The sequence below is a fragment of the Dermabacter sp. HSID17554 genome (genome assembly GCF_003989295.1).
GTDB classification, from domain to species: domain Bacteria; phylum Actinomycetota; class Actinomycetes; order Actinomycetales; family Dermabacteraceae; genus Dermabacter; species Dermabacter vaginalis.
Genome location: NZ_RBLW01000002.1, coordinates 362,840 through 381,192 on the forward strand (window position 1 = coordinate 362,840; position 18,353 = coordinate 381,192).

An 18,353-nucleotide genomic window follows, 5' to 3' on the forward strand; every position below is an offset into this window, starting at 1 on the left:
AGCATCGACTCACCCGAAAGGTTCCCTCATGAGTAGCATCACCCAGATTTGCCTCACCGATCCCGGCGAGGGCCTCACCGAGGCAGAGATCATCGAGATCAAGGTGAAGGAGGGCGATCGGGTCGAGATCAACGACCCCGTCGTGACCGTTGAGACGGCGAAGAGTGCGGTGGAGCTTCCTTCGCACGTCGCAGGCATCGTTGCCAAGGTCCACGTGAAGGAAGGCGATGAGCTCAACGTGGGCGAGCCCATGTTCGATATTGAGACTTCGCCGGAGGCGGAGCAGGCGTCGGAACCGGAGACTCCCACCGTTGCTGCCGCCGAGCGCACAAACGCCGCCGACACCACCGACACCGTCGGCACCACCGGAACCTCCGACACCTCCGACACCTCCGACACCGCCGACACCGCCGATGATGCCGAACCGAAGACCCTCGTGGGGTACGGCGCGCGTGAAACCCCCACCCCGCGAAGGAAAAAGCGTGCGATCGCGCAAAGCGGGTCCGAGCCTCAGGTGCCGATCGACCGCATTCTCGCAAAGCCGCCCGTGCGCAAGCTCGCGAAAGACCTTGGCGTGGCCCTTCACGAGGTACTCGCGACAGGACGCGGGGGAGTCGTGACCCGTCAAGACGTCATCGCCGCGTCGCAGCGCTCGCTCGAACAGCACCCCGCGCAGAACCCCGATCAGACCGGAAGCTTCTTCCCGAGCGAAGAGAAGCAGGCGCCGGAGAACCTTGCCGGGCACATGAAAACCCCGAAGAGCCAGCCGTTCCCGGGGGTGACGAGCGACGAGCAGACGACGCGCGTACCGATCCGCAGCGTGCGTAAACGCACCGCCGAAGCAATGGTGAGCTCGGCGTTTACAGCGCCGCACGTCACGGTGTTCAACGAGGTCGATATGACCGCAACCCTTGAACTGCTCGACACGCTCAAGAAAAGCCGCGAGTGGAAAGACGTCAAAATCTCCCCGCTCGTTGTGCTCGCGAAGGCGCTCCTCGTCGCGATTCGCCGCAATCCCGAGGTCAACGCCTCGTGGGACGAGGAAAGCCAGGAGATCGTCTACAAACACTTCGTGAACCTCGGCATCGCCGCAGCTACCCCGCGCGGCCTCATCGTGCCAAATATCAAGGATGCTCACCTTCTTACGCTGCGCGAGCTTGCCGTGAGCATCAACGACCTCGCGCAAACGGCGCGTGCGGGGCAAACGCCGCTCTCCGCAACCCGCAACGGCACGATCACGATCACGAACTTCGGTGTGTTCGGCATTGATTCGGGCACCCCGATCCTCAATCCTGGCGAGTCAGTCATCCTCGGCTTCGGCGCGATTAAGAACAAGCCGTGGGTCGTGGATGGCGAGATCGTCTCTCGCAAGGTGTGCTCACTCGCGCTGAGTTTCGATCACCGCCTCATCGACGGCGCGCTCGGTTCGGAGCTGCTTCGTGACGTTTCGGCTGTTCTCGAGAACCCGAGTCTCGGCCTCGTGTGGGGCTGATGTACGCTAGAGCGGTGATGGACGACCAGGGAGAGCGCGGGAGCCTTCGCCGTGAGGACCCGCTCATGCGTACGGCCGAATTCGCGGCCGTCACGAGCACGGACACGGCCGCGGTGCGCGTTGAGCCCAAGCCGCTGCCCTTCCGTAAGGGCGCCCCGTGGGTGGCGCTCGGCGGCGCCGCCGGTGCGGTTGTGCGCTATGCCCTTTCGGTGATCCTCCCTGCCACCACGACCCTGACGCTCGTCGATCTCCCGTGGGGCACACTCGCTGCCAACTTTCTTGGATGCTTGATCCTCGGCGTGCTCACGGGTTATTGGGACGAGCGACCACCGAAGTATGCCCAGTGCAAGCTTGTGCTCGGCACCGGATTTTGTGGCGGTTTCACGACGATGAGCACATTCACGAGCGAGATTGCCGCGATCATTGGCGCGGGCTTCCCGCTCGAAGCTTTTAAATACGTGACCGCGAGCGTCCTCGTATGCGTCCTCGCGGTCATGGTGGGCCTCGTTGCGGGTAACCGCGTGGGCGTGATGAGCACGCGCGAACACGCCGCGGAGGGGGAGGAAGCGCCTTGATCGCCCTCATCGTTGCCCTCGGAGCCGCTTTCGGTGCCGCAGCCCGATACGGGCTCACATTCGTGCCCGCCCTGAAGCCCTCAACGAGCCCCGATAAGCCCGCCTCGCCCATTCCATGGCCGACGTTCGTGGCGAACGTGATTGCCTCGTTCTTTCTTGCAATCGTGCTGCGTCGACTCGGTGGCACGACCGACCTCGTTGCGGCGAGCTTCGCGGCGCTGTTCGGAGCAGGGTTTTGCGGCGCGCTTTCGACCATGTCGACCTTCATGCTTGAAATCGTGATGCTCGTGCGCTCGCGCGCCACGGTTACGGCCCTCGGCTACTACGCGCTCAGCCTTGGTTCGGCCCTCGCAGCGTTCTGGCTTGGCATTGTGGTGACTGCGTGAGCCGTGCGCACACGCGCGCGGTGATCGCCGCGCTCCTTATCTCGTGCGTGGCCCTCGCGGGCGGCGCGGCAGCGGCCTTGGCCGGCGCGCGCTACGCGGCAGGGGACGCCGAAATCCTGCTCGTGAACGCGGGCCGAGCAACCGAGACTCTGCTCCCCGTGAGTGCAGCACTCGCCGCCGCTGCGGGAGCGCTTACGCTTGGCGGATCGATTCTCGCGGGATGGCTACTCGACCCCTCACCCGAGCCCGCCGCATGGACGGTGCGCGCACGAGAGCGCGCCATGACGATCGCGTTCGCGAGCGCGATCGCATGGACCCTCCTCCTCATCGTCCAGTTCATCCTCGCGTATTCGCTCTCCTCCGGCCAACCTCTATTTTCGGCCCACTTCGGTTCCGATATCGGCGTGTTCGCCGCGAGCGACCTTGGCGTATGGAGCATTACCGCGATCGCCGCAACCGCACTCGCGAGCGCCGTCGGGGTATCGGGAACGGGCACGCGAACCGCCAGAGCCACAACCTTCACGGCTCTCGGCGCGGTCGTTGCCAAGGGCATGACGGGGCACGCCGCGGGAAGCGTGAGCCACGAAAGTGCGACGAGCTCGATGTTCTTCCACCTCCTCGCCTTCTCGGTGTGGGTCGGGCCGCTCCTGGTGCTGCAATTCCTCCCCGCACTCCACGGTGACGATGAGCCCGAAATGCGGCGCGCGGTCGAGCGTTTCTCTTCCCTCGCGCTCCTCGCGTGGATCGGCCTTGCCCTCTCGGGTGTGCTCGCGATCCTCGCGCGCTTGAGCGCACTCAGCGAACTCTTGACGCATCCATATGGGCAGCTTGGTCTCGCGAAGGCGGCGTTGCTTCTCGTTCTCGGTGTGTTCGGTTATGTTCAGCGGCGCGTGCTCGCGCGGCGCACATCCCTTGTGCGTTCCGGCTTTCGTGAACTCGCGCTCCTCGAGATTCTCCTCATGGGCGCCGCGATCGGTCTTGCCGCCGCGATGTCGAGCTCGCCGCCGCCCGCGCAAAACATCCCACCACCAGCCACGCCCGCGGGCATTCTCACGACCTACGCGCTTCCTCCCGATCCGCGAAGTTTTGCTTCCCTCACGCAGGTGAGGCCCGATATTTTCGCGATCGGCGCGTCGATCCTCGCGCTCACGTGGCTTCTCACACGGGGGGTCGCGCGCGGAGTTGATCACCCGAACCGGCGCTGGATCGTTCTCGCTCTCGTTCTTTACCCACTCCTCGCCTCGAGCGCGCTCGCGGTCTACTCACGAGTGCTGTTCAGCGCGCACCTCGCGCTCGCGCTCGCCCTCCTTGTGCTTCCGGGAAGCGCCCTCGGGATGGGGGCAAGCGAGGCCTTTCTCGACGGGGTTCGGGGTGTGCTCGGCAAGCGTCGGGTCTTCACCTGCGCAATCGCCCTTGTGCCGGCGTTCGCTCTCGCCTGCGCCTACCTTGTGCCAGCAATCATGCGCCGACTGCTCGAATCTCACCCCGCAAATCTTGGCCTTGACCTCGCGATGATGGCGTGCGGTGCCCTGCTCGTGGTGCTCATGCGTGCGGGGAAGAAAGGCGCCTTCGCGCTCGGCGCCTTTGCTCTCGTGGCCGTACTCGCGTGGATGGCGTTCACGCCGTACGCGATCGCCCCGAGTTGGTTTGGAGCCATGGGGCGCACGTGGTTTGCCGATACCCTCCGTGACCAACACGTGGGCGCGGGCCTCGCCGCCGTGATCGTTGCGATCTACGGGGCGGCGGTGTGGGGCGCGACGCTTACTTCTCGAAAATCGCGCGCGCGGTCGCAAGGCGCGCGAGGAGACGCTCGCGATCGGTAAGTGGGAGGCGGATCGGCTGATCCTCGGGTAGGGAGTCGAGGCTACTCTGCTCGTTCCACGGCGTTTGTTCCGCGATGCGCGTGGAGTGCGTCGCGGTGCGCACGCGGGAAGCGACGCCCGAGACGGCGCCGCGGAGGCCAGCGCCGCTTTGGCGGGGAGCGGTGCGGTGAACATCGGCATCGGCGCGTGACTTGAGCTTTTCGAAGCGCGCGAGCGCGGGCGACGGCGTGCCCGTCTCGAGCTCCTCGAGGAGTTCTTTCATCGCGTATGCCGCGATGTCGGCCTGCTGAGTGAGGATCGGGGTAACGCCTCCGAGCACGCGCACCTGGCCGAGCACGGCAAGGTCGCGGCGTGAGCGCGGGAACGCCCCGAGGGAGAGATCGCTCGTGTACGCGGGGTCGAGGTAGTCGACGCCCGGTTCGTAGCCGGTCGCGAAGACAATCAAATCGAAGCGCGTGAATGGCAAGTGCCTGCCGTCCTGGAGAACTTCGATGCGGCGCTCGTCCACGAGCTTAAGGAAGGAATCCGAGACGATCGGCTCATCTTCCATGACTGAAACCTTGGGCTTTGGCAGCCCCACGGCCTCGGGGCGGCCAATCGCGCGCTCGATGAGCTTCTCGGCGACGGTGTCGTTGAAGGCGCGACCGAGGAAGGTCGGCTCGAGCCTCGCGAGCGAGTCACCGGCGAACGGGCCCCACGTGCGCGGCACAACCCAGTGCGCCTCGGTGGGATGGAGGGCCACGCGGCGGTTGGCCTTTGCGAGTTCAACGGCGACGTCGGCAGCCTCTTGGCCGCCACCGATCACGAGCACGTTCTTCTCGGTCGTTTCTTCGCCCCCGAGGAAGTTCTTCGAATGAATCGTGCGCACGCCCGATTCACGAGCCTCATGCCACAGCGGTGGAAGGAACGGACGCTGCGAGACGCCGTGCGCGGCGATAATGCCGGTGTAGGGGCGCACTTCGCCCGAGGAGAAATCTACTTCCCATTGGCCCTCGCCAAACGAGCGGGCGCTGCGCACGGCCTTGTTCGGCTCAAAACGCTCCGTGAGGCCGTGATGGGAGGCGTAGGCGCGAAGGTAGGTCGCGTATTCATCGGTGGAGGGGAATGAGGGGAAGCTCACGGGCATGCGCAGATCGTCAAACTGGGTGTGAGACTTCGAGGTGGCGAGTTTCATGCTCGGCCAGGTTGGGGCATCCTCGTTTGCGACGTTCCATACGCCACCCACGTGGTTTTGCGTATCCACCAGATCGAACTCCACGCCGAGTGAGGACAGGGCGGCTGCGGCCGCGAGGCCCGAGGGGCCGGCTCCGATCACAAGAACGGATCCGCGTGTGAGTGCAGTCATGGCGGGGGTATGCCTTCCAGAGCGACGCAAGATTAACGTTCCACATGCTAGGGCGCTCGCGTGCAAAAAAGCTGTGATGGGAACGGTCTCTTCTCAGGGCCGCTGCGTATGGTGGAGGCACTATGAGCGACTACGCAGAGCCTTTTTCGCCCAGCCTTGCGCCCTTCCACGAGACCTTCGGAACCTTCACCCCCGAAGCGATCGTTTTCGATTGTGACGGCGTTCTCCTCAACACCCAGAGCCTGTGGGAAGACACCCAAGTCGAATACCTTGAGGCACGCTCCCTCGAAATGGACGAGGAGCGCCGCCGGTGGCTTGTGGGCCGTGACGTGAAGGACGTGGTCATCGCGATCGCCGAGCTCACGGGGGAGATCCCCGAGGAAGTGGGCGAAGCCCTCAAAAAGATCTACTTCGCCAAGCTTGCCGAGGGCATCCCCGTTCTTCCGGGCGCCGCTGAGCTCCTCAAAGCTGCGAGCTCCCGCATCCCCGTTGCCGTGGCGTCGAACAGCAACCGCGCCCCGCTCGTGAGCGAGCTTGCCGACGTCGGCCTTTTGCCCTACGTCGACCACGTTGTCTCCCTCGACGACGTTCCAAACCCCAAGCCCGCCCCCGACATCTACGTGCGCGCGTGCGAACTGCTTGGCGTCGCCCCCGAACGCACCCTCGCGATTGAGGATTCGGAAACGGGCGCACAGGCGGCCTCCGCGGCTGGGTGCCGACTCATCGTCGCTCCCACGATCCCCGGTCAGAATCCCGAGGGCGAACTCGAGATCGAGGCGATCGGCGATGCCGGCCTTCGTGAATGGGCCGCGACGTGGCCCGATCGCCGCAAAGGTTATTCGCCCGTGTACAACGCGCTTGGACTCGTGCGCCACGAAATCCCCGAAGCGATCGTGACCGATTGCGACGGCCTCCTTCTCGATACCGAGGCGCTGTGGACCGAGACGCAGCTCAAGGTTCTCTACGATGCGGGCGTGAGTCCCACCGAAGAGGACCTTGGAGCGCTCATGGGCACAACCCTTGAGCAGACCGCCGATATCCTCGGCGAGATGACGGGCCAGGACCCTGCTCATGTGCAACAACTCGTGACCGACGATTTCCAGTCGCGGCTGGGAAGCAGCGTCCCCGTGATGCCGGGAGCGCGCGAATTCCTCGCACTTGCCTCGACTAAGGTGCCGATCGCGGTTGCCTCCAACTCGTGGCACGAGATTCTCGAGAAGAAACTCACGGGCGCTGGCCTCATTGAATATTGTGAGAGTCTCCAAAGCGCGAGTACCGTCGAAAACCCGAAGCCCGCCCCCGACATGTACGAGGCCGGCGCGAAAGCACTCGGGTGCGAGCCCTCCCGGTGCCTCGCGTTTGAGGATTCGCCGATCGGGGCGCGCGCCGCAAAAGCCGCTGGCATGACCCTCATCGGGATTCCCTCGACGGGGCAACCGATCGACGTCGCCGACGTGACGCTCTCCTCCTTGAGCGACCCTGATTTTCTCGCGTGGGTGAAGAGCTGGCCGAACCGAAAGCAGGACTGACATGACGAGCGAGAACTTCCGCGAAACCGCACGCCCCCGCGCCTCCGAACTGCTCGGCCGTTCCTGGCTCAACACCGGCGGGGTCGATCTGAGCCTCGAGGATCTGCGCGGCAAGATCGTGATCCTCGACTTTTGGACTTTCTGCTGCGTGAATTGCTTGCACGTCCTCGATGAACTGCGCCCTCTCGAGGAGAAATGGTCGCAAGAAGTCGTCGTGATCGGCGTGCATTCCCCGAAATTCTCGTTCGAACGCGATCACGACGCCCTTATCGCCAACATCGAACGCTACGGCGTTGAGCATCCCGTTCTCGACGATCCCGACCTGCGCACGTGGAGCGAATATGGCGCCAAGGCCTGGCCGACCCTCATGGTTCTCGACACGCACGGACGCATCGCGGCGTCAATGTCGGGGGAGGGGCACGCGGCGAACCTTGACGGGATCATCTCTCGCCTCGTGAGTGAGGCGGAGTCCGACGGTAGCCTCGTGCGCGGCGATGCCCCGACCGTTCTCGAGCAGTCCGAACTTCACACGCTGCGTTTCCCCTCGAAAGGTGGCCTTTTGCCCGATGGGCGCATCGTCGTGAGCGACGCGGGGCAAAACCGCCTCGTGGTGTTCGAAGCCGATGGCGTGAGTGTCGACGAAGTGATCGGCACGGGTGAGCGCGGCTGGAATGACGGTGACGCGGCCGAGGCGCAGTTCTCTCAGCCGAACGGTATCGCCGTGCTTCCCCCCGAGATCGCCGACCAGGTGGGCTACGACCTCGTGATTGCCGACACCGGGAATCACCGTTTGCGCGGTGTGCAGCTCGGCAGGCGTCGGCTCCTGCGCCCCCGAATCGAGAGCCACGTGTTTACCCTCGCCGGCAACGGTGAGCAGTGGATGCAGGGCCAGGCCCTGCCTACCGGCATGGGCACCCCGATCCAGTTCGCCCTCTCAACCCCGTGGGACGTGGAGTGGGATGGCGTTTCCGGGCAGATCGTGATCGCGATGGCCGGCATCCACCAGATGTGGACCTACCGGCCCGCGGCGCTCAATGATGATGGTGAGTTCGTGGACGTGGGTGCCCTTGCGGTGCTCGCGGGAACGACCCAAGAGGGGCTCGTGGATGGCGCGCTCGTGCGCTCGTGGTGGGCGCAGCCCTCGGGTGTCACCGTTGATGCGAACGGAACGGTGTTCGTTGCGGATGCGGAAACAAGCGCGGTGCGCGTGATCGCCGCGGATCGCAGTGAGGTCACGACACTCGTGGGCGAGGGCCTGTTCGATTTCGGCCACGTGGACGGGCCGCTCGAGAAGGCCAGGCTGCAGCATCCGCTCGGTATCACCGTCCTTGCCGACGGTCGCCTCGCGGTTGCCGATACCTACAACGGCGCGGTGCGCATCATCGACCCGATTCACGATTCCGTGGTGACCGTTGCGACGGGGCTCTCGGAGCCGAGCGACCTGATCGTTGTTGATCCGATCGACGGGCTCGCGCAGCTCATCGTTGTGGAATCCGGCGCGCACAAGCTCACGTGGATCTCCATTTCGCCCGCCGCTGAGCAGGTCATCGATGAAGGGGCGCAGCAGACCGAACGACCGGCAACTGCGGTCTCGAATGCGGGGCCGCTCACCGTGAAGGTCGCCTTCACCCCTCCCGAGGGGCACAAGCTCGACGACTCCTTCGGCCCGGCAGTCCAGGTGAGCGTCTCGACGACACCGCCGGCGATGCTCGTGAGCGGAGGCGGAACCTCGAGCGAACTCGAGCGCGAGATTGAGCTCGACCCGAACTACAGCGAAGGCGTCATTCACGTCAGTGCGCGCGCTGCCTCGTGCGACGCCGACCCGAGCGTAGAGTTCCCCGCGTGCCACATGCACCAGCAAGACTGGGGCGTGCCGATCACGCTGACCGAGGAGGGCACGCGCGCGCTCGTCCTCTCGCTTCTCGCATGAGTGCCTTCAGTCTCGGGGCCGACACCGGCTGGATGCTCGTTGCCGCCGGCGTTCTTTCGCTTGTGGCCCTCGCTCACCCGTGGGTGTGGCTTGCGCGTGGTGGCGACGGCTTCGATGAGCGTGCGCCGCGGATCGGCACGCTCGTGACGGCCGCATCGCATTCGGCCCTGTGGGGCGGGCTCGGCGCGGGAGTCCTCGTGGCCCTTGCCCCCGGCGATGCCGGTGATCGGGTGTTGCGCGGCGGTTCCGTGTTTCTCGGCAGCATCCTCGCCGTTGCCGTCGCGGTGCTCGGCGCGCTCGTGGTCGCACGCGTGAGCGAGGGCGCTCCTGTTTCGAACGAAGCCGAGGAGCCCGCGAGGAAGCCGCGCCTTTCGCGCGCGCGGGCCCTTTCGGGAAGCGTGCGCGGAATCGGCGTGGGCGCTGCAACGCTTATGCTCATCGCCCTCGTCGTCGTGAAACATGCCGATGCGGGGCCGCTTTTGCTTCTCGTTGCGCTCGGACTTGCCGTAGGTGGGGCGGCGCTGCGTTCCGGTGTCGCGCTCTCGCTGTTGGGAGAGACGGGAGCGCTCATCGATGTTGGCGCACTCGAGCACTCGCGTGAACGGGACGCCGTTCCCTCCGCCTCCCTCTCGCCGAGGCTCGCCCGTGGCCCTCTTCGTGCCGTCGATTCCGCTGCGCTTGCCGCCCTTCTTGGTGGCGCGATTATGACGCTGGGCGTGCCCATTGTGGGGCTCGCGGGAATAGTGTCCGCGCTGCTGCTCTTTTGTGGCGCACTCGCGGCGCTCATCGCTTCGTGTGTCATACCCGCCGGATCAACGCGTTCCTCGCGTTTTGTGAGCGCCGGACTCACGGGAATCATTCCGCTCGCTCTCGTGGGCTCGTTGCTCACCCTGTGGCTGCCCACTCGCTACGCGAATCTCCGCATGGCCGAAGTGGGGCTCGGAGAATTCAACGACCCGTTGCTCGTGTCACTCTTCGTCGACTCGGGCACTCAGCAGGCGCCCAGTTCCGTTGCGCGTGATGAGGTGGAACCTCTCATCGAGAAGATCGTCGCGCAATTCCCTGACTTCTACGCCAACGTGGGTGATGCCCCCGAAGCGCAAAGCGTGGTCGATACGCTCATGTTGCACGCGATCAACCCCTCGTTCGTGACGGGTCTCGCGCTCGTCATTGGAGGCGCACTCGCCCTCCTTGCGGGCCTCGCGATCGTGTGGCCGCATGTGCGAGCCGAGACCGCCATGGGAGAAGGCTCCTCGCGCGGGATTGTCGCGGCGCGCTTCGGGCGTATCAGCCCGTCGGCGGTGGGCCTCGGTTCCAGTCGCGCACTAGCACTGCTCGCCATTGCCGCCCTGCTCGGTATCGCCGCGGCATGGGGCCTTGCGACGGCCGCCGCTGGAATCGCCTACCTCGGTTACTATCTGCTCGCACTCGCCGCTGCCGCCGCGGCAGTGATGTGGGGCGGATTCTCGGCGATCGCGGGCGATGCGAGTATCGTCCTGGAATCCGACGGTGGCGCGGCAAGCGTCGGACGCCCTGACGCTAAGGATCCCCACGCCGCCGCCGATGGCCCCTCCCACGAGGCCCTTGCAGGCGCCCTTCTCGCGCTGTTGTCGAGCGTGGCCGCCCTTCCAACCGTGGCACCGATCGCGGGGGCGATGCGCGCGGCGCCTCAGCAGGGCGCGCTGTGGGCCGACAGGCAGCTGCGTGCATTGAGCATTGATTCGCCGACGGTTGTTCTCGGCTTTTTCTTCGGGATCGTTGCGGTTCTTGCGGTCTCGGCGTTCGTGGCGACGCCCGCGCGCGCTGTGCTCGCCAATGCGGTGACCGAGGCGCGTATTGCCCTTTCTGACCGGGCAGGCGATGGTGCGGGGGCTGAGGACTCGGGGGATTTTGACGATGACCTTGGTTTCGAGGGCCTTGAAAGCGCACTTCGCCGCACCTCCGCAATCGTGGTGATGTGCGCACTGCTGGCCCCGGTCCTGTGCGGTTTCGGGCTCGGCGCAGCCTCACTTCCGGCCTTTGCGGTGGGCGCTGTAGCGGCGTCGGGCCTTGTGGTGGCCGCAGCGCACATGCGCGTCGCCTCGAGTGAGGCCGCCCGCGCTCGGGTGGAGCAGGGCGCGGCCGGTGGCGCTGAGTCTCTCGCGTATTCGAGCGTGCTCACGGAAGTTTCGGAGGCGCGTGCGCGATTGGCGCTCACGTTCTCTCTTGCCGGCGCCTCTGGCTTCGGTGTCATCGCGGTGCTCATGACGCTCGCGGCCGCTCCCGCAGTCGTGTCTCTCACGGGAGATGAGGGGACGCATCCTCTCGTGCGGGTCATCATCGTGGTCGCGGCCCTCATGGTGCTCGTCGTCCCGATCGTGCTGTCGCGGGGCCTCGAGCAGGTCGATCTCGCCGACAATTTGCGAGAAGCGAGCGAAAGCGTTGATCGGGAGTCGCGCGCCTCGAAAACGGTGCGCGAGAAGGCCTCGAGTACGCAGGTACAGTCGAAGAAATCGGCGGCGCAGTCCACACGAGGCTCGGGTGGCCGAAAGGCGCGTAAGCCCTCGAAGAAGCGCGGTGTGAGTAAGACGGCCGAGGGTGACGATGATTCGCGCGAATCGGTCGAAACTGCTGACGGTTCCTCGGACGGCTCGACTGCGGCCGATATCGATGATCTTGGCGCTGCAATCTTCGGTGGGCCTGAGGTTCCGAACAAGAAACGCGGGCGTCAACGGAAGTAGAGCTGAATTGCGCAGGTGTGAACTTCTCGCGCCGGAAAACTACCGGTGCGGGGCGTTCTCATCCCTCGCGGATCTACATCGTGCTGAATCGCTGCGGCGGTTTCCCTTCAACAGCATCGATTCGAGCCTTGTCATGCTCCTGGTCTTCAGGTGTATGGGATTCCTGGTACTGACGAGCTATTATCCGAGACATTTGGCGTGACTGAGCTCGAGCTCGCTGCGCCTATCTTTAGCGATCCCTCATCGACGCCGACGGACGCGGTGCCTCACGGCACTTAAGTGCAGAGGCCAAACAAGGTTCACAGCTCTCCCGTCTTGTTCTCAGTAGCTGCAGAAAGTAGGTCTAGTCTAGGATTCCGGGCAATCTCGCTTGGCTTTTTCGACTTTTGGAGTTGGAGTCTCATGAGTGTCGTCGATCTTGCTTCCGCGCTTGTCAAAATTTCTAGTGTCTCCGGGGATGACTGCGGCATGAACCGTGTGCAAGACGCGGTGATTAATTTCGTGAGCGCCCAAGATAGCGCCGTCGTCGTCGACCGGTACAGAGGGAGTCGCCCTTGGACGCTGCTATCTACTCCAGCAGCATTAAAGAAGAGCGAGCCTGCGGTTGTCTTTGCTTGCCATACCGATACCGTCCCGATTACATCCCCGGACTTATGGACCACCGACCCATTGGGTGGAGCTATCGACGGTGACCGGCTGCTTGGTCGCGGTAGCGTTGACATGAAGGGCGGACTCGCTGCAGCAGTATTCGCACTGGTGGCTGCTACCAAACGTGGAACCCCCGCGCATCTTCTACTTACCGCAGACGAGGAGATCGGGTCACGTGGTGCCGCCAACGCCGTCGAGGCCGTGAAGAAATTTCCCGTCAAGGGGATCGTTATCCCCGAAGCGACTAATCTTGACGTTCATAGCTGCCATAGGGGTGCAACTTGGTACACCTTCAACGCCGCCGGAAAAGCAGCTCACGGTTCAACTCCGCATCTTGGCTCTAATGCAATCGAAACACTTACTGAAGCTCTTATCCGGTGGAAAAGTAGTCAGCCCCTCGAGATGGATCGCAGACTCGGTACCGAGTCACTAAATATCGGAACAATTCGCGGTGGTAACGCCACCAATATCGTTCCTGATTGGGCCGCGGCAACGATCGATTTTCGAACCGTCACGCAACACGCTCCTATGGAACGCCTTAGTGGTCTTCCAGATTTAATCGATGTGGGCGTAGATTTGGACCTCGCACCTCTGACGACTCCCCAGGACAATGAGTTCGTAACGGCACTACCGGCCCAGAGCGTCGCGGAGCCGGTTCCCTATTTCACTGATGGTTCCGTACTTACTACGGCTCTCCCCGGGATCCCCATTGTTGTCTGGGGGCCGGGAGAGCCCCATCAGATGCATTCGGTGGACGAATCGATTGAGCTTGATCAGCTGGAACACGCCGTCGATCTCTTTAGCGAAGTCCTCGTCTAGCTCATACAACACCGCTCTGGAGTGGCATGACAGACTCGCCCCAAGCTACGGTCATTGGTAGGTTGAAGGGCTGGGTGTCCTCCCCTCGCCACTGGCGTTCAATCTGATCTAGGGCCATATGCGCGAGCTCGCTATACGGCTGTACAACGGTGGCGAGCCGTGGAGATGTCCAAGCGCCCGTGGGGATGCCGTCAAAGCCGATAAGAGACAAATCTTCTGGGATCCGAACTCCACTGTGTTGACCGGCCGAGATTAGTCCAATGGCTGCGATGTCGCTTGCGGTAAACACTGCGGTTGGTCGATTTTTTATCCGCATGAGGCGCGGCAAGCTAGCCGCCCCAAACGCCTCAGAATAAGGCCCCGACAGAACTAGCTGTTCGTCAAATTCAATCCCTCGGTCTTGAAGCGCTTCACTATAGCCGCTTAGGCGTTCGCGCGCCGAGCGTAAGTTTTGTGGGCCTGCAAGATGTGCAATCCGACTGTGGCCTGCACTTACGAGGTACTGGGTTGCTTGGTAGGCGCCCCCGTAGTGATCTGCTCCTACATATGAAGCCTGGAGACGCTCGGCTACTTCGAGGCTTTCATCGAGAAGGACGAGGGGGAAGTGGGCTGGAACACCCCCTAACACCTTCTGATCTCCAGACATCGAAACGTACACGGCAGAGTCAACATCGGGCGAAGCAAGTACCCAGTCCAGAATTTCTTGCTCGCGCTCGCGTGAACCGTTTGAAACGGCGATTTGTGTTCGAAGTGAGCGCGACTGGGCAGCCTCCACAAAAACCTGTGCGAGGTGCGAAAAGTAGGGGTTTGAGAGTTCGGGAAGAACGAGGGCTACGGAACGCAGCTTATTGCGGTGTCGCACGTGCCCCGTGGTCTTGAGTGCCGCTTCGACGCGGCGCTCTGTTTCGGAGTTGAGACGCAGCTCGCCACGCAGGTAGCGCGACACTGTTGATGCTGAAACGCCTGCCTCGCGCGCGACAGCCCTCATCGACACGATGAATTCCTCCAAACTCCTTGCACCCAACCGAAGGTGACTGTAATATCGAACACACCAAGTATTGCGCGATGTTGCGCAACAAGTCAAGGGAGATGAAATGGCGAAGGTTCTACTTGCTGGAGAATCGTGGATCAGCGCAGTGGTCGACCACAAGGGATACGACGCGTTTCCGCACACTCAGGTGCATATTGGTTGCGCCAAATTGCTCGAAGTCCTCAAAGAGTACGGGCACGACGTCACGCATATGCGATCTCACGACGTGGCCGAGTTTTTCCCCCGCACCATCGAAGAACTCAATGAATTTGACGTTGTTCTGCTCTCAGACATCGGCTCGAATACCATGCTTCTTCCACCCGAAGTCTTTGAACAGGGCCTGCCCAGCCCAAACAGGCTTCATCTCCTTCGCGAATGGGTTAACAAAGGCGGAGGCCTCATGATGGCTGGTGGCTACCTGTCGTTCCAGGGCTTCCAGGGGATGGCAAATTACGCGGGAACGGCTGTCGAAGATGTACTCCCCGTCAACATTTCCCGCTGGGATGACCGGATCGAAACCCCTCAGGGTGTTTCAGGTCAACTTGAACAGGCTGCTGAAGGCCATCCTGTCACCGATGGGCTCGATGCGGAATGGCCGATCCTGCTTGGCTATCAAAAGCTCGCGGCAAAGGACGACGCTAAGGTGCTAGCCACCGTTGAAGGAGATCCGCTTCTCGCCGTACGCGAGGTAGGAAAGGGGCGAACGCTAGCCTTCGCCTCCGACATTTCGCCACACTGGGCACCCGAACCGTTCATGAACTGGGTTGGATACGGTCGCCTCTTCTCTCAAGCCATTGAATGGCTTGCCCACAATTAATCCCATATTTCACAAAGGAGTTGTCAACGATGCCTTCTTCTACCCTATCCCCGGATACATCTCTACATACCCGTCCGCCAGCTCGAACCACGGCGGCTGCCGGACTCTTCGCATTCCTCACCGTTCTAGCTGGAATGCTTGGGCCAGTTCAGTCGGCAGTCAATGGGCGCCTCGGTACTGATGTTGGCGATGGGCACCTCGCCGCGATCATCTCATTCGGCGGTGGTCTCATACTGATGTTCCTCATTGTGTTGCCTGTCCCGAAACTGCGCCGAGCGTTCTTTGCCCTACCTGGGCAGTTGGTCCGCCGAGAGCTGCCGTGGCCTAACTTCTTTGCAGGTCTCTGTGGTGCGGTCATCGTGCTTTCCGAGGGGATAAGTGTCGGAGCACTGGGAGTTGCAACATTCCAGACGTCACTCATTTCCGGCATGGTCATTTCCGGTGTGATGTGCGACCGTCTTGGCATTGGCGTCGAATTCAAGCAGGCCTTGAGCTTCTTTAGAATTCTTGGAGCCGTGCTCGCAATCGTCGCCACTCTCCTCGTTGTCTCCCCCAACTTCGAGGTGCCTCACATGATCGCGCTTGCGATTCTCCCGTTCGCGGGTGGCCTTCTTGCCGGCTGGCAGCCTGCAGGTAACTCCAATATCGCTCGTCTTGCTGATTCGATGCTCGTTTCCATTACATGGAACTTCGTCATCGGCTTCACGGCGCTTACTCTTGCATTCCTTATTCGCGTTGCCATGGGAAGCGGCGAGTTCGTCGCCCCTAGCGCATGGTGGATGTACCTGGGTGGACCGCTTGGTCTGGCATCCATCGCTCTGATGGCGCTTCTTGTGCGCAAGCTCGGGCTTCTCGTACTGGCGCTGTGCTCAACCGCCGGACAGCTCATTGGCTCAATCCTCATCGACAGCTTGCTCCCCGGAATGGGGACGGTCCACACGATGACGCTCATTGGTGCTGCTGTGGCTCTGGTGGCCTCGGGTGTTGCGCTCATTCCCTCCCGCCGAATTCGTGACGATGATTCATCTGCTGACATCAACAGCTCACTGGACGGAAAGGCGCTGGCATGAGTTCAGAGTTTGGTCATGTACAAACTGTTCTGGGAAAAGTTCACGCTGATGAGCTAGGCATCACCCTGCCTCATGAGCACCTATTCAACGACTTGTCGTCGGTGCTTGCTGAGCCCACATACGAGTTCAGCACGAAGATAATCCGTCAAGAGGTAACGCCAAGCTGGCAGTGGGCCCTCAAGCAAGACCCATATTGCTGCGCCGATAATGTCGCAGCAAAGCCAGTTGATGATATTGTTCGCGAAGCGGAGATCTTTCAGGCGCTCGGTGGGAAGACGATCGTTGACGCAACAGGCTCAGCAAAGATTGGTCGTAATCCCGCTCGCCTCAAGGAGGCAGCCGAGCGCACTGGCTTGCACGTCATTATGGCGACCGGTACTTATCTTGAAAAATTTGAAAGAGCGGATATCGCCGGCCCCAGTGTTGAAGAGATTCGCGATCGCTTCTTGGAGGAACTCACCAATGGTGTTGAAGGCGTGTTTCCGGGCCTAATTGGTGAGATTGGGGTGTCGCCCGCCTTTACTGACGGTGAACGCGCGGCACTAAAAGGTGCCGGGCTAGCCCAGGCTGAATTTGGGGGCGTAGCGCTCAATATTCATATGCCTGGTTGGCAACGTCGCGGCGACGAGGTTCTCGACATCGTTCTCGATGAATGCCATGTTGATCCCCGTAAAGTGTCGCTCGCGCATTCGGACCCCTCAGGTGAGGATCTGGATTACCAGATGCGACTACTTAAGCGAGGCGTATGGCTTGAGTTCGACATGATCGGCCTCGACATTACTTTCCCCGGAGAAGGTATCTCACCAACCATCTCCCAAACGGCAAGGACAGTTGCAAATCTCATCAATGAGGGTTTTGGTGACCAGATTCTGCTTAGTCATGACCTGTTTCTGAAGCAGATGTGGGCATCCAAAGGCGGTAACGGCTTTACTGTGGTTCCATCTGTATTTCGGGAGTTGCTGATTGCCCATGGGATCGATGGGTCAGTTGTTGATGGACTGATCACAACGAACCCACAGCGGTACTTAGGGGATGCTATTCGCTAACGGAGTTATCCGCCTCATATGTTGACGGCTGGCTGCAATTTCGAGCCGCAGCCAGCCGTCTCCCATTTAGCTATCCAAGGAGATCCCATGAATCGCGTTATCGTCGTAGGTTCAGTCAACCAAGATGTCACTGTCAAGGTCGAGCGCCATCCTCTGCCCGGGGAAACTCTCACCGGCAATGGGCTCTCGTACAGACTTGGCGGGAAGGGTGCGAATCAAGCGGCAGCGGCTGCCCATGCGGGGGTTGAGACCGTGTTCGTAGGTGCCGTCGGAGCCGATAGCACCGGCGATTCGCTTCGCGATGAGCTCGCCATGCACGATGTAAATATGGAGCATCTCGCCACTATCGATACCGCAAGCGGGAGTGCTTTCATCACAGTGGCTGCAAACGGCGAGAATACGATCGTACTTGACCCCGGGGCAAACGGGCAGGTGGCGTCCGGCGCACTTGACGCCATTACTGATCTTGACTCCTCTGATGTTGTGGTACTACAAGGGGAGCTTCCGCTCGAGGTAAATATCCGTAGTATCAAGATTGCCGCAAAGGTGAACGCACGAGTGGTGTGGAATCCCGCCCCGGCGATATCGCTAAGCGATATCGATCTCACCGCTGTGACAGTACTTGTAGTTAATGAGACCGAAGCTGGGATCGCCCTCGATGTCAAGGTCCCCGAGGGGATCGAAGCAGCACTTGAGGCTGCTGAACACCTGCGAGCGCTGGGCCCCACGGCCGTACTTATTACACTGGGTGAGAAGGGCGGCGTGTGGGCCGACGGCACCAGTAACGGGCATTTTCCTGCCACGAAACCCTCGCGGGTTGTAGACACCACAGGTGCAGGAGATGCCACGGTGGGGGTACTCAGCGCAGCCCTCGCGAAGGGATACTCGTTCCCAGATGCAGTCGCAGAGGGACTGAAGGCTGGATCAGCAGCCGTGGAGAACGAAGGCGCCGCGGCCAGCTACAGCGTGATCACTCCGCTGGCATAGTCGACGTCTGACGTCTTATACGTTGCCTAAGGGAGTATTCATCGCCTAATCCTCGAGGACGATGCCTACCGGGCCAAGTTCAACACCTTCCGCTCACACCGAGCGCTGGCCTGAAACCGGCTATCTGAGGTCCACC

The 18,353-nt window shown here is 62.1% G+C and carries 14 protein-coding genes; 12 read left to right on the forward strand and 2 right to left on the reverse strand.

Features of this window, described 5'->3' with window-relative positions; genetic code table 11:
• Window positions 1-28: 28 nt before the first annotated feature.
• The 4 genes from D8M36_RS04715 to D8M36_RS04730 are packed head-to-tail and all read left to right on the forward strand — an operon-like array spanning window position 29 to window position 4,276.
• Window positions 29-1,492, forward strand: a complete 1,464-nt coding sequence (locus D8M36_RS04715) for a dihydrolipoamide acetyltransferase family protein (RefSeq protein WP_126847131.1) — start codon at window positions 29-31, stop codon at window positions 1,490-1,492.
• Between the two features lie 17 nt (window positions 1,493-1,509).
• Window positions 1,510-2,067, forward strand: a complete 558-nt coding sequence (crcB, locus tag D8M36_RS04720) for a fluoride efflux transporter CrcB (RefSeq protein WP_238638397.1) — start codon at window positions 1,510-1,512, stop codon at window positions 2,065-2,067.
• The gene (locus D8M36_RS04725; RefSeq protein WP_065248383.1) at window positions 2,064-2,453 is read left to right on the forward strand and encodes a fluoride efflux transporter FluC; all 390 of its coding nucleotides are present in this window, start codon (window positions 2,064-2,066) and stop codon (window positions 2,451-2,453) included. The genes crcB and D8M36_RS04725 overlap by 4 nt, the downstream gene beginning before the upstream one ends.
• On the forward strand, window positions 2,450-4,276 hold the full coding sequence (locus tag D8M36_RS04730) for a copper resistance D family protein (RefSeq protein ID WP_126847134.1): 1,827 nt from the start codon (window positions 2,450-2,452) through the stop codon (window positions 4,274-4,276). The genes D8M36_RS04725 and D8M36_RS04730 overlap by 4 nt, the downstream gene beginning before the upstream one ends.
• Here the strand turns inward: D8M36_RS04730 and D8M36_RS04735 are convergent.
• Window positions 4,215-5,621 carry an NAD(P)-binding domain-containing protein gene (locus tag D8M36_RS04735; RefSeq protein WP_126847136.1) on the reverse strand — a complete coding sequence of 469 codons (1,407 nt, stop codon included), beginning with the start codon at window positions 5,619-5,621 and terminating at the stop codon, window positions 4,215-4,217. The two genes, D8M36_RS04730 and D8M36_RS04735, sit on opposite strands and share 62 nt — an antisense overlap.
• 122 nt (window positions 5,622-5,743) lie before the next feature.
• Here D8M36_RS04735 and D8M36_RS04740 point away from each other — a divergent pair, with 122 nt between their 5' ends.
• The 4 genes from D8M36_RS04740 (at window position 5,744) to D8M36_RS04755 (ending at window position 13,267) form a co-directional block, all read left to right on the forward strand.
• Window positions 5,744-7,150, forward strand: a complete 1,407-nt coding sequence (locus tag D8M36_RS04740) for an HAD family hydrolase (RefSeq protein WP_126847138.1) — start codon at window positions 5,744-5,746, stop codon at window positions 7,148-7,150.
• Window position 7,151: 1 nt separating this feature from the next.
• Entirely contained in the window at window positions 7,152-9,080 is a 1,929-nt protein-coding gene (locus D8M36_RS04745) for a thioredoxin-like domain-containing protein (protein ID WP_126847140.1), read from the forward strand.
• Window positions 9,077-11,800, forward strand: coding sequence for a hypothetical protein (locus D8M36_RS04750; RefSeq protein ID WP_126847142.1), 2,724 nt, complete (start codon window positions 9,077-9,079; stop codon window positions 11,798-11,800). Before D8M36_RS04745 ends, D8M36_RS04750 begins: the two co-directional genes overlap by 4 nt.
• A 402-nt stretch (window positions 11,801-12,202) precedes the next feature.
• A complete protein-coding gene (locus D8M36_RS04755) occupies window positions 12,203-13,267 on the forward strand; it encodes a M20 family metallopeptidase (protein ID WP_065248378.1) in 1,065 nt (354 codons plus the stop codon).
• A 1-nt stretch (window position 13,268) separates the two neighbouring features.
• On the opposite strand, the gene D8M36_RS04760 is transcribed toward D8M36_RS04755, so the two are convergent.
• On the reverse strand, window positions 13,269-14,255 hold the full coding sequence (locus D8M36_RS04760) for a LacI family DNA-binding transcriptional regulator (protein WP_065248824.1): 987 nt from the start codon (window positions 14,253-14,255) through the stop codon (window positions 13,269-13,271).
• Window positions 14,256-14,325: 70 nt separating this feature from the next.
• On the opposite strand from D8M36_RS04760, the gene D8M36_RS04765 reads away from it, so the two are divergent.
• From D8M36_RS04765 to D8M36_RS04780, 4 genes are all read left to right on the forward strand, one after another.
• Window positions 14,326-15,114, forward strand: a complete 789-nt coding sequence (locus D8M36_RS04765) for a glutamine amidotransferase (RefSeq protein WP_223845748.1) — start codon at window positions 14,326-14,328, stop codon at window positions 15,112-15,114.
• A 29-nt stretch (window positions 15,115-15,143) separates the two neighbouring features.
• Window positions 15,144-16,184 carry a DMT family transporter gene (locus D8M36_RS04770; protein WP_074298235.1) on the forward strand — a complete coding sequence of 347 codons (1,041 nt, stop codon included), beginning with the start codon at window positions 15,144-15,146 and terminating at the stop codon, window positions 16,182-16,184.
• Window positions 16,181-17,230, forward strand: coding sequence for a phosphotriesterase family protein (locus D8M36_RS04775; protein WP_065248375.1), 1,050 nt, complete (start codon window positions 16,181-16,183; stop codon window positions 17,228-17,230). Before D8M36_RS04770 ends, D8M36_RS04775 begins: the two co-directional genes overlap by 4 nt.
• 87 nt (window positions 17,231-17,317) lie before the next feature.
• On the forward strand, window positions 17,318-18,217 hold the full coding sequence (locus D8M36_RS04780; protein WP_065248374.1) for a ribokinase: 900 nt from the start codon (window positions 17,318-17,320) through the stop codon (window positions 18,215-18,217).
• Window positions 18,218-18,353 lie beyond the last annotated feature (136 nt).

Bases quoted from the DNA above. Each gene is read 5' to 3' on its own strand.
- D8M36_RS04770 (WP_074298235.1), top strand. From the start codon at position 15,144: ATGCCTTCTTCTACCCTATCCCCGGATACATCTCTACATACCCGTCCG.
- D8M36_RS04735 (WP_126847136.1), bottom strand. From the start codon at position 5,621: ATGACTGCACTCACACGCGGATCCGTTCTTGTGATCGGAGCCGGCCCC.
- D8M36_RS04740 (WP_126847138.1), top strand. From the start codon at position 5,744: ATGAGCGACTACGCAGAGCCTTTTTCGCCCAGCCTTGCGCCCTTCCAC.
- D8M36_RS04715 (WP_126847131.1), top strand. From the start codon at position 29: ATGAGTAGCATCACCCAGATTTGCCTCACCGATCCCGGCGAGGGCCTC.
- D8M36_RS04780 (WP_065248374.1), top strand. From the start codon at position 17,318: ATGAATCGCGTTATCGTCGTAGGTTCAGTCAACCAAGATGTCACTGTC.
- D8M36_RS04750 (WP_126847142.1), top strand. From the start codon at position 9,077: ATGAGTGCCTTCAGTCTCGGGGCCGACACCGGCTGGATGCTCGTTGCC.
- D8M36_RS04775 (WP_065248375.1), top strand. From the start codon at position 16,181: ATGAGTTCAGAGTTTGGTCATGTACAAACTGTTCTGGGAAAAGTTCAC.
- D8M36_RS04755 (WP_065248378.1), top strand. From the start codon at position 12,203: ATGAGTGTCGTCGATCTTGCTTCCGCGCTTGTCAAAATTTCTAGTGTC.
- D8M36_RS04760 (WP_065248824.1), bottom strand. From the start codon at position 14,255: ATGAGGGCTGTCGCGCGCGAGGCAGGCGTTTCAGCATCAACAGTGTCG.
- crcB (WP_238638397.1), top strand. From the start codon at position 1,510: ATGGACGACCAGGGAGAGCGCGGGAGCCTTCGCCGTGAGGACCCGCTC.
- D8M36_RS04745 (WP_126847140.1), top strand. From the start codon at position 7,152: ATGACGAGCGAGAACTTCCGCGAAACCGCACGCCCCCGCGCCTCCGAA.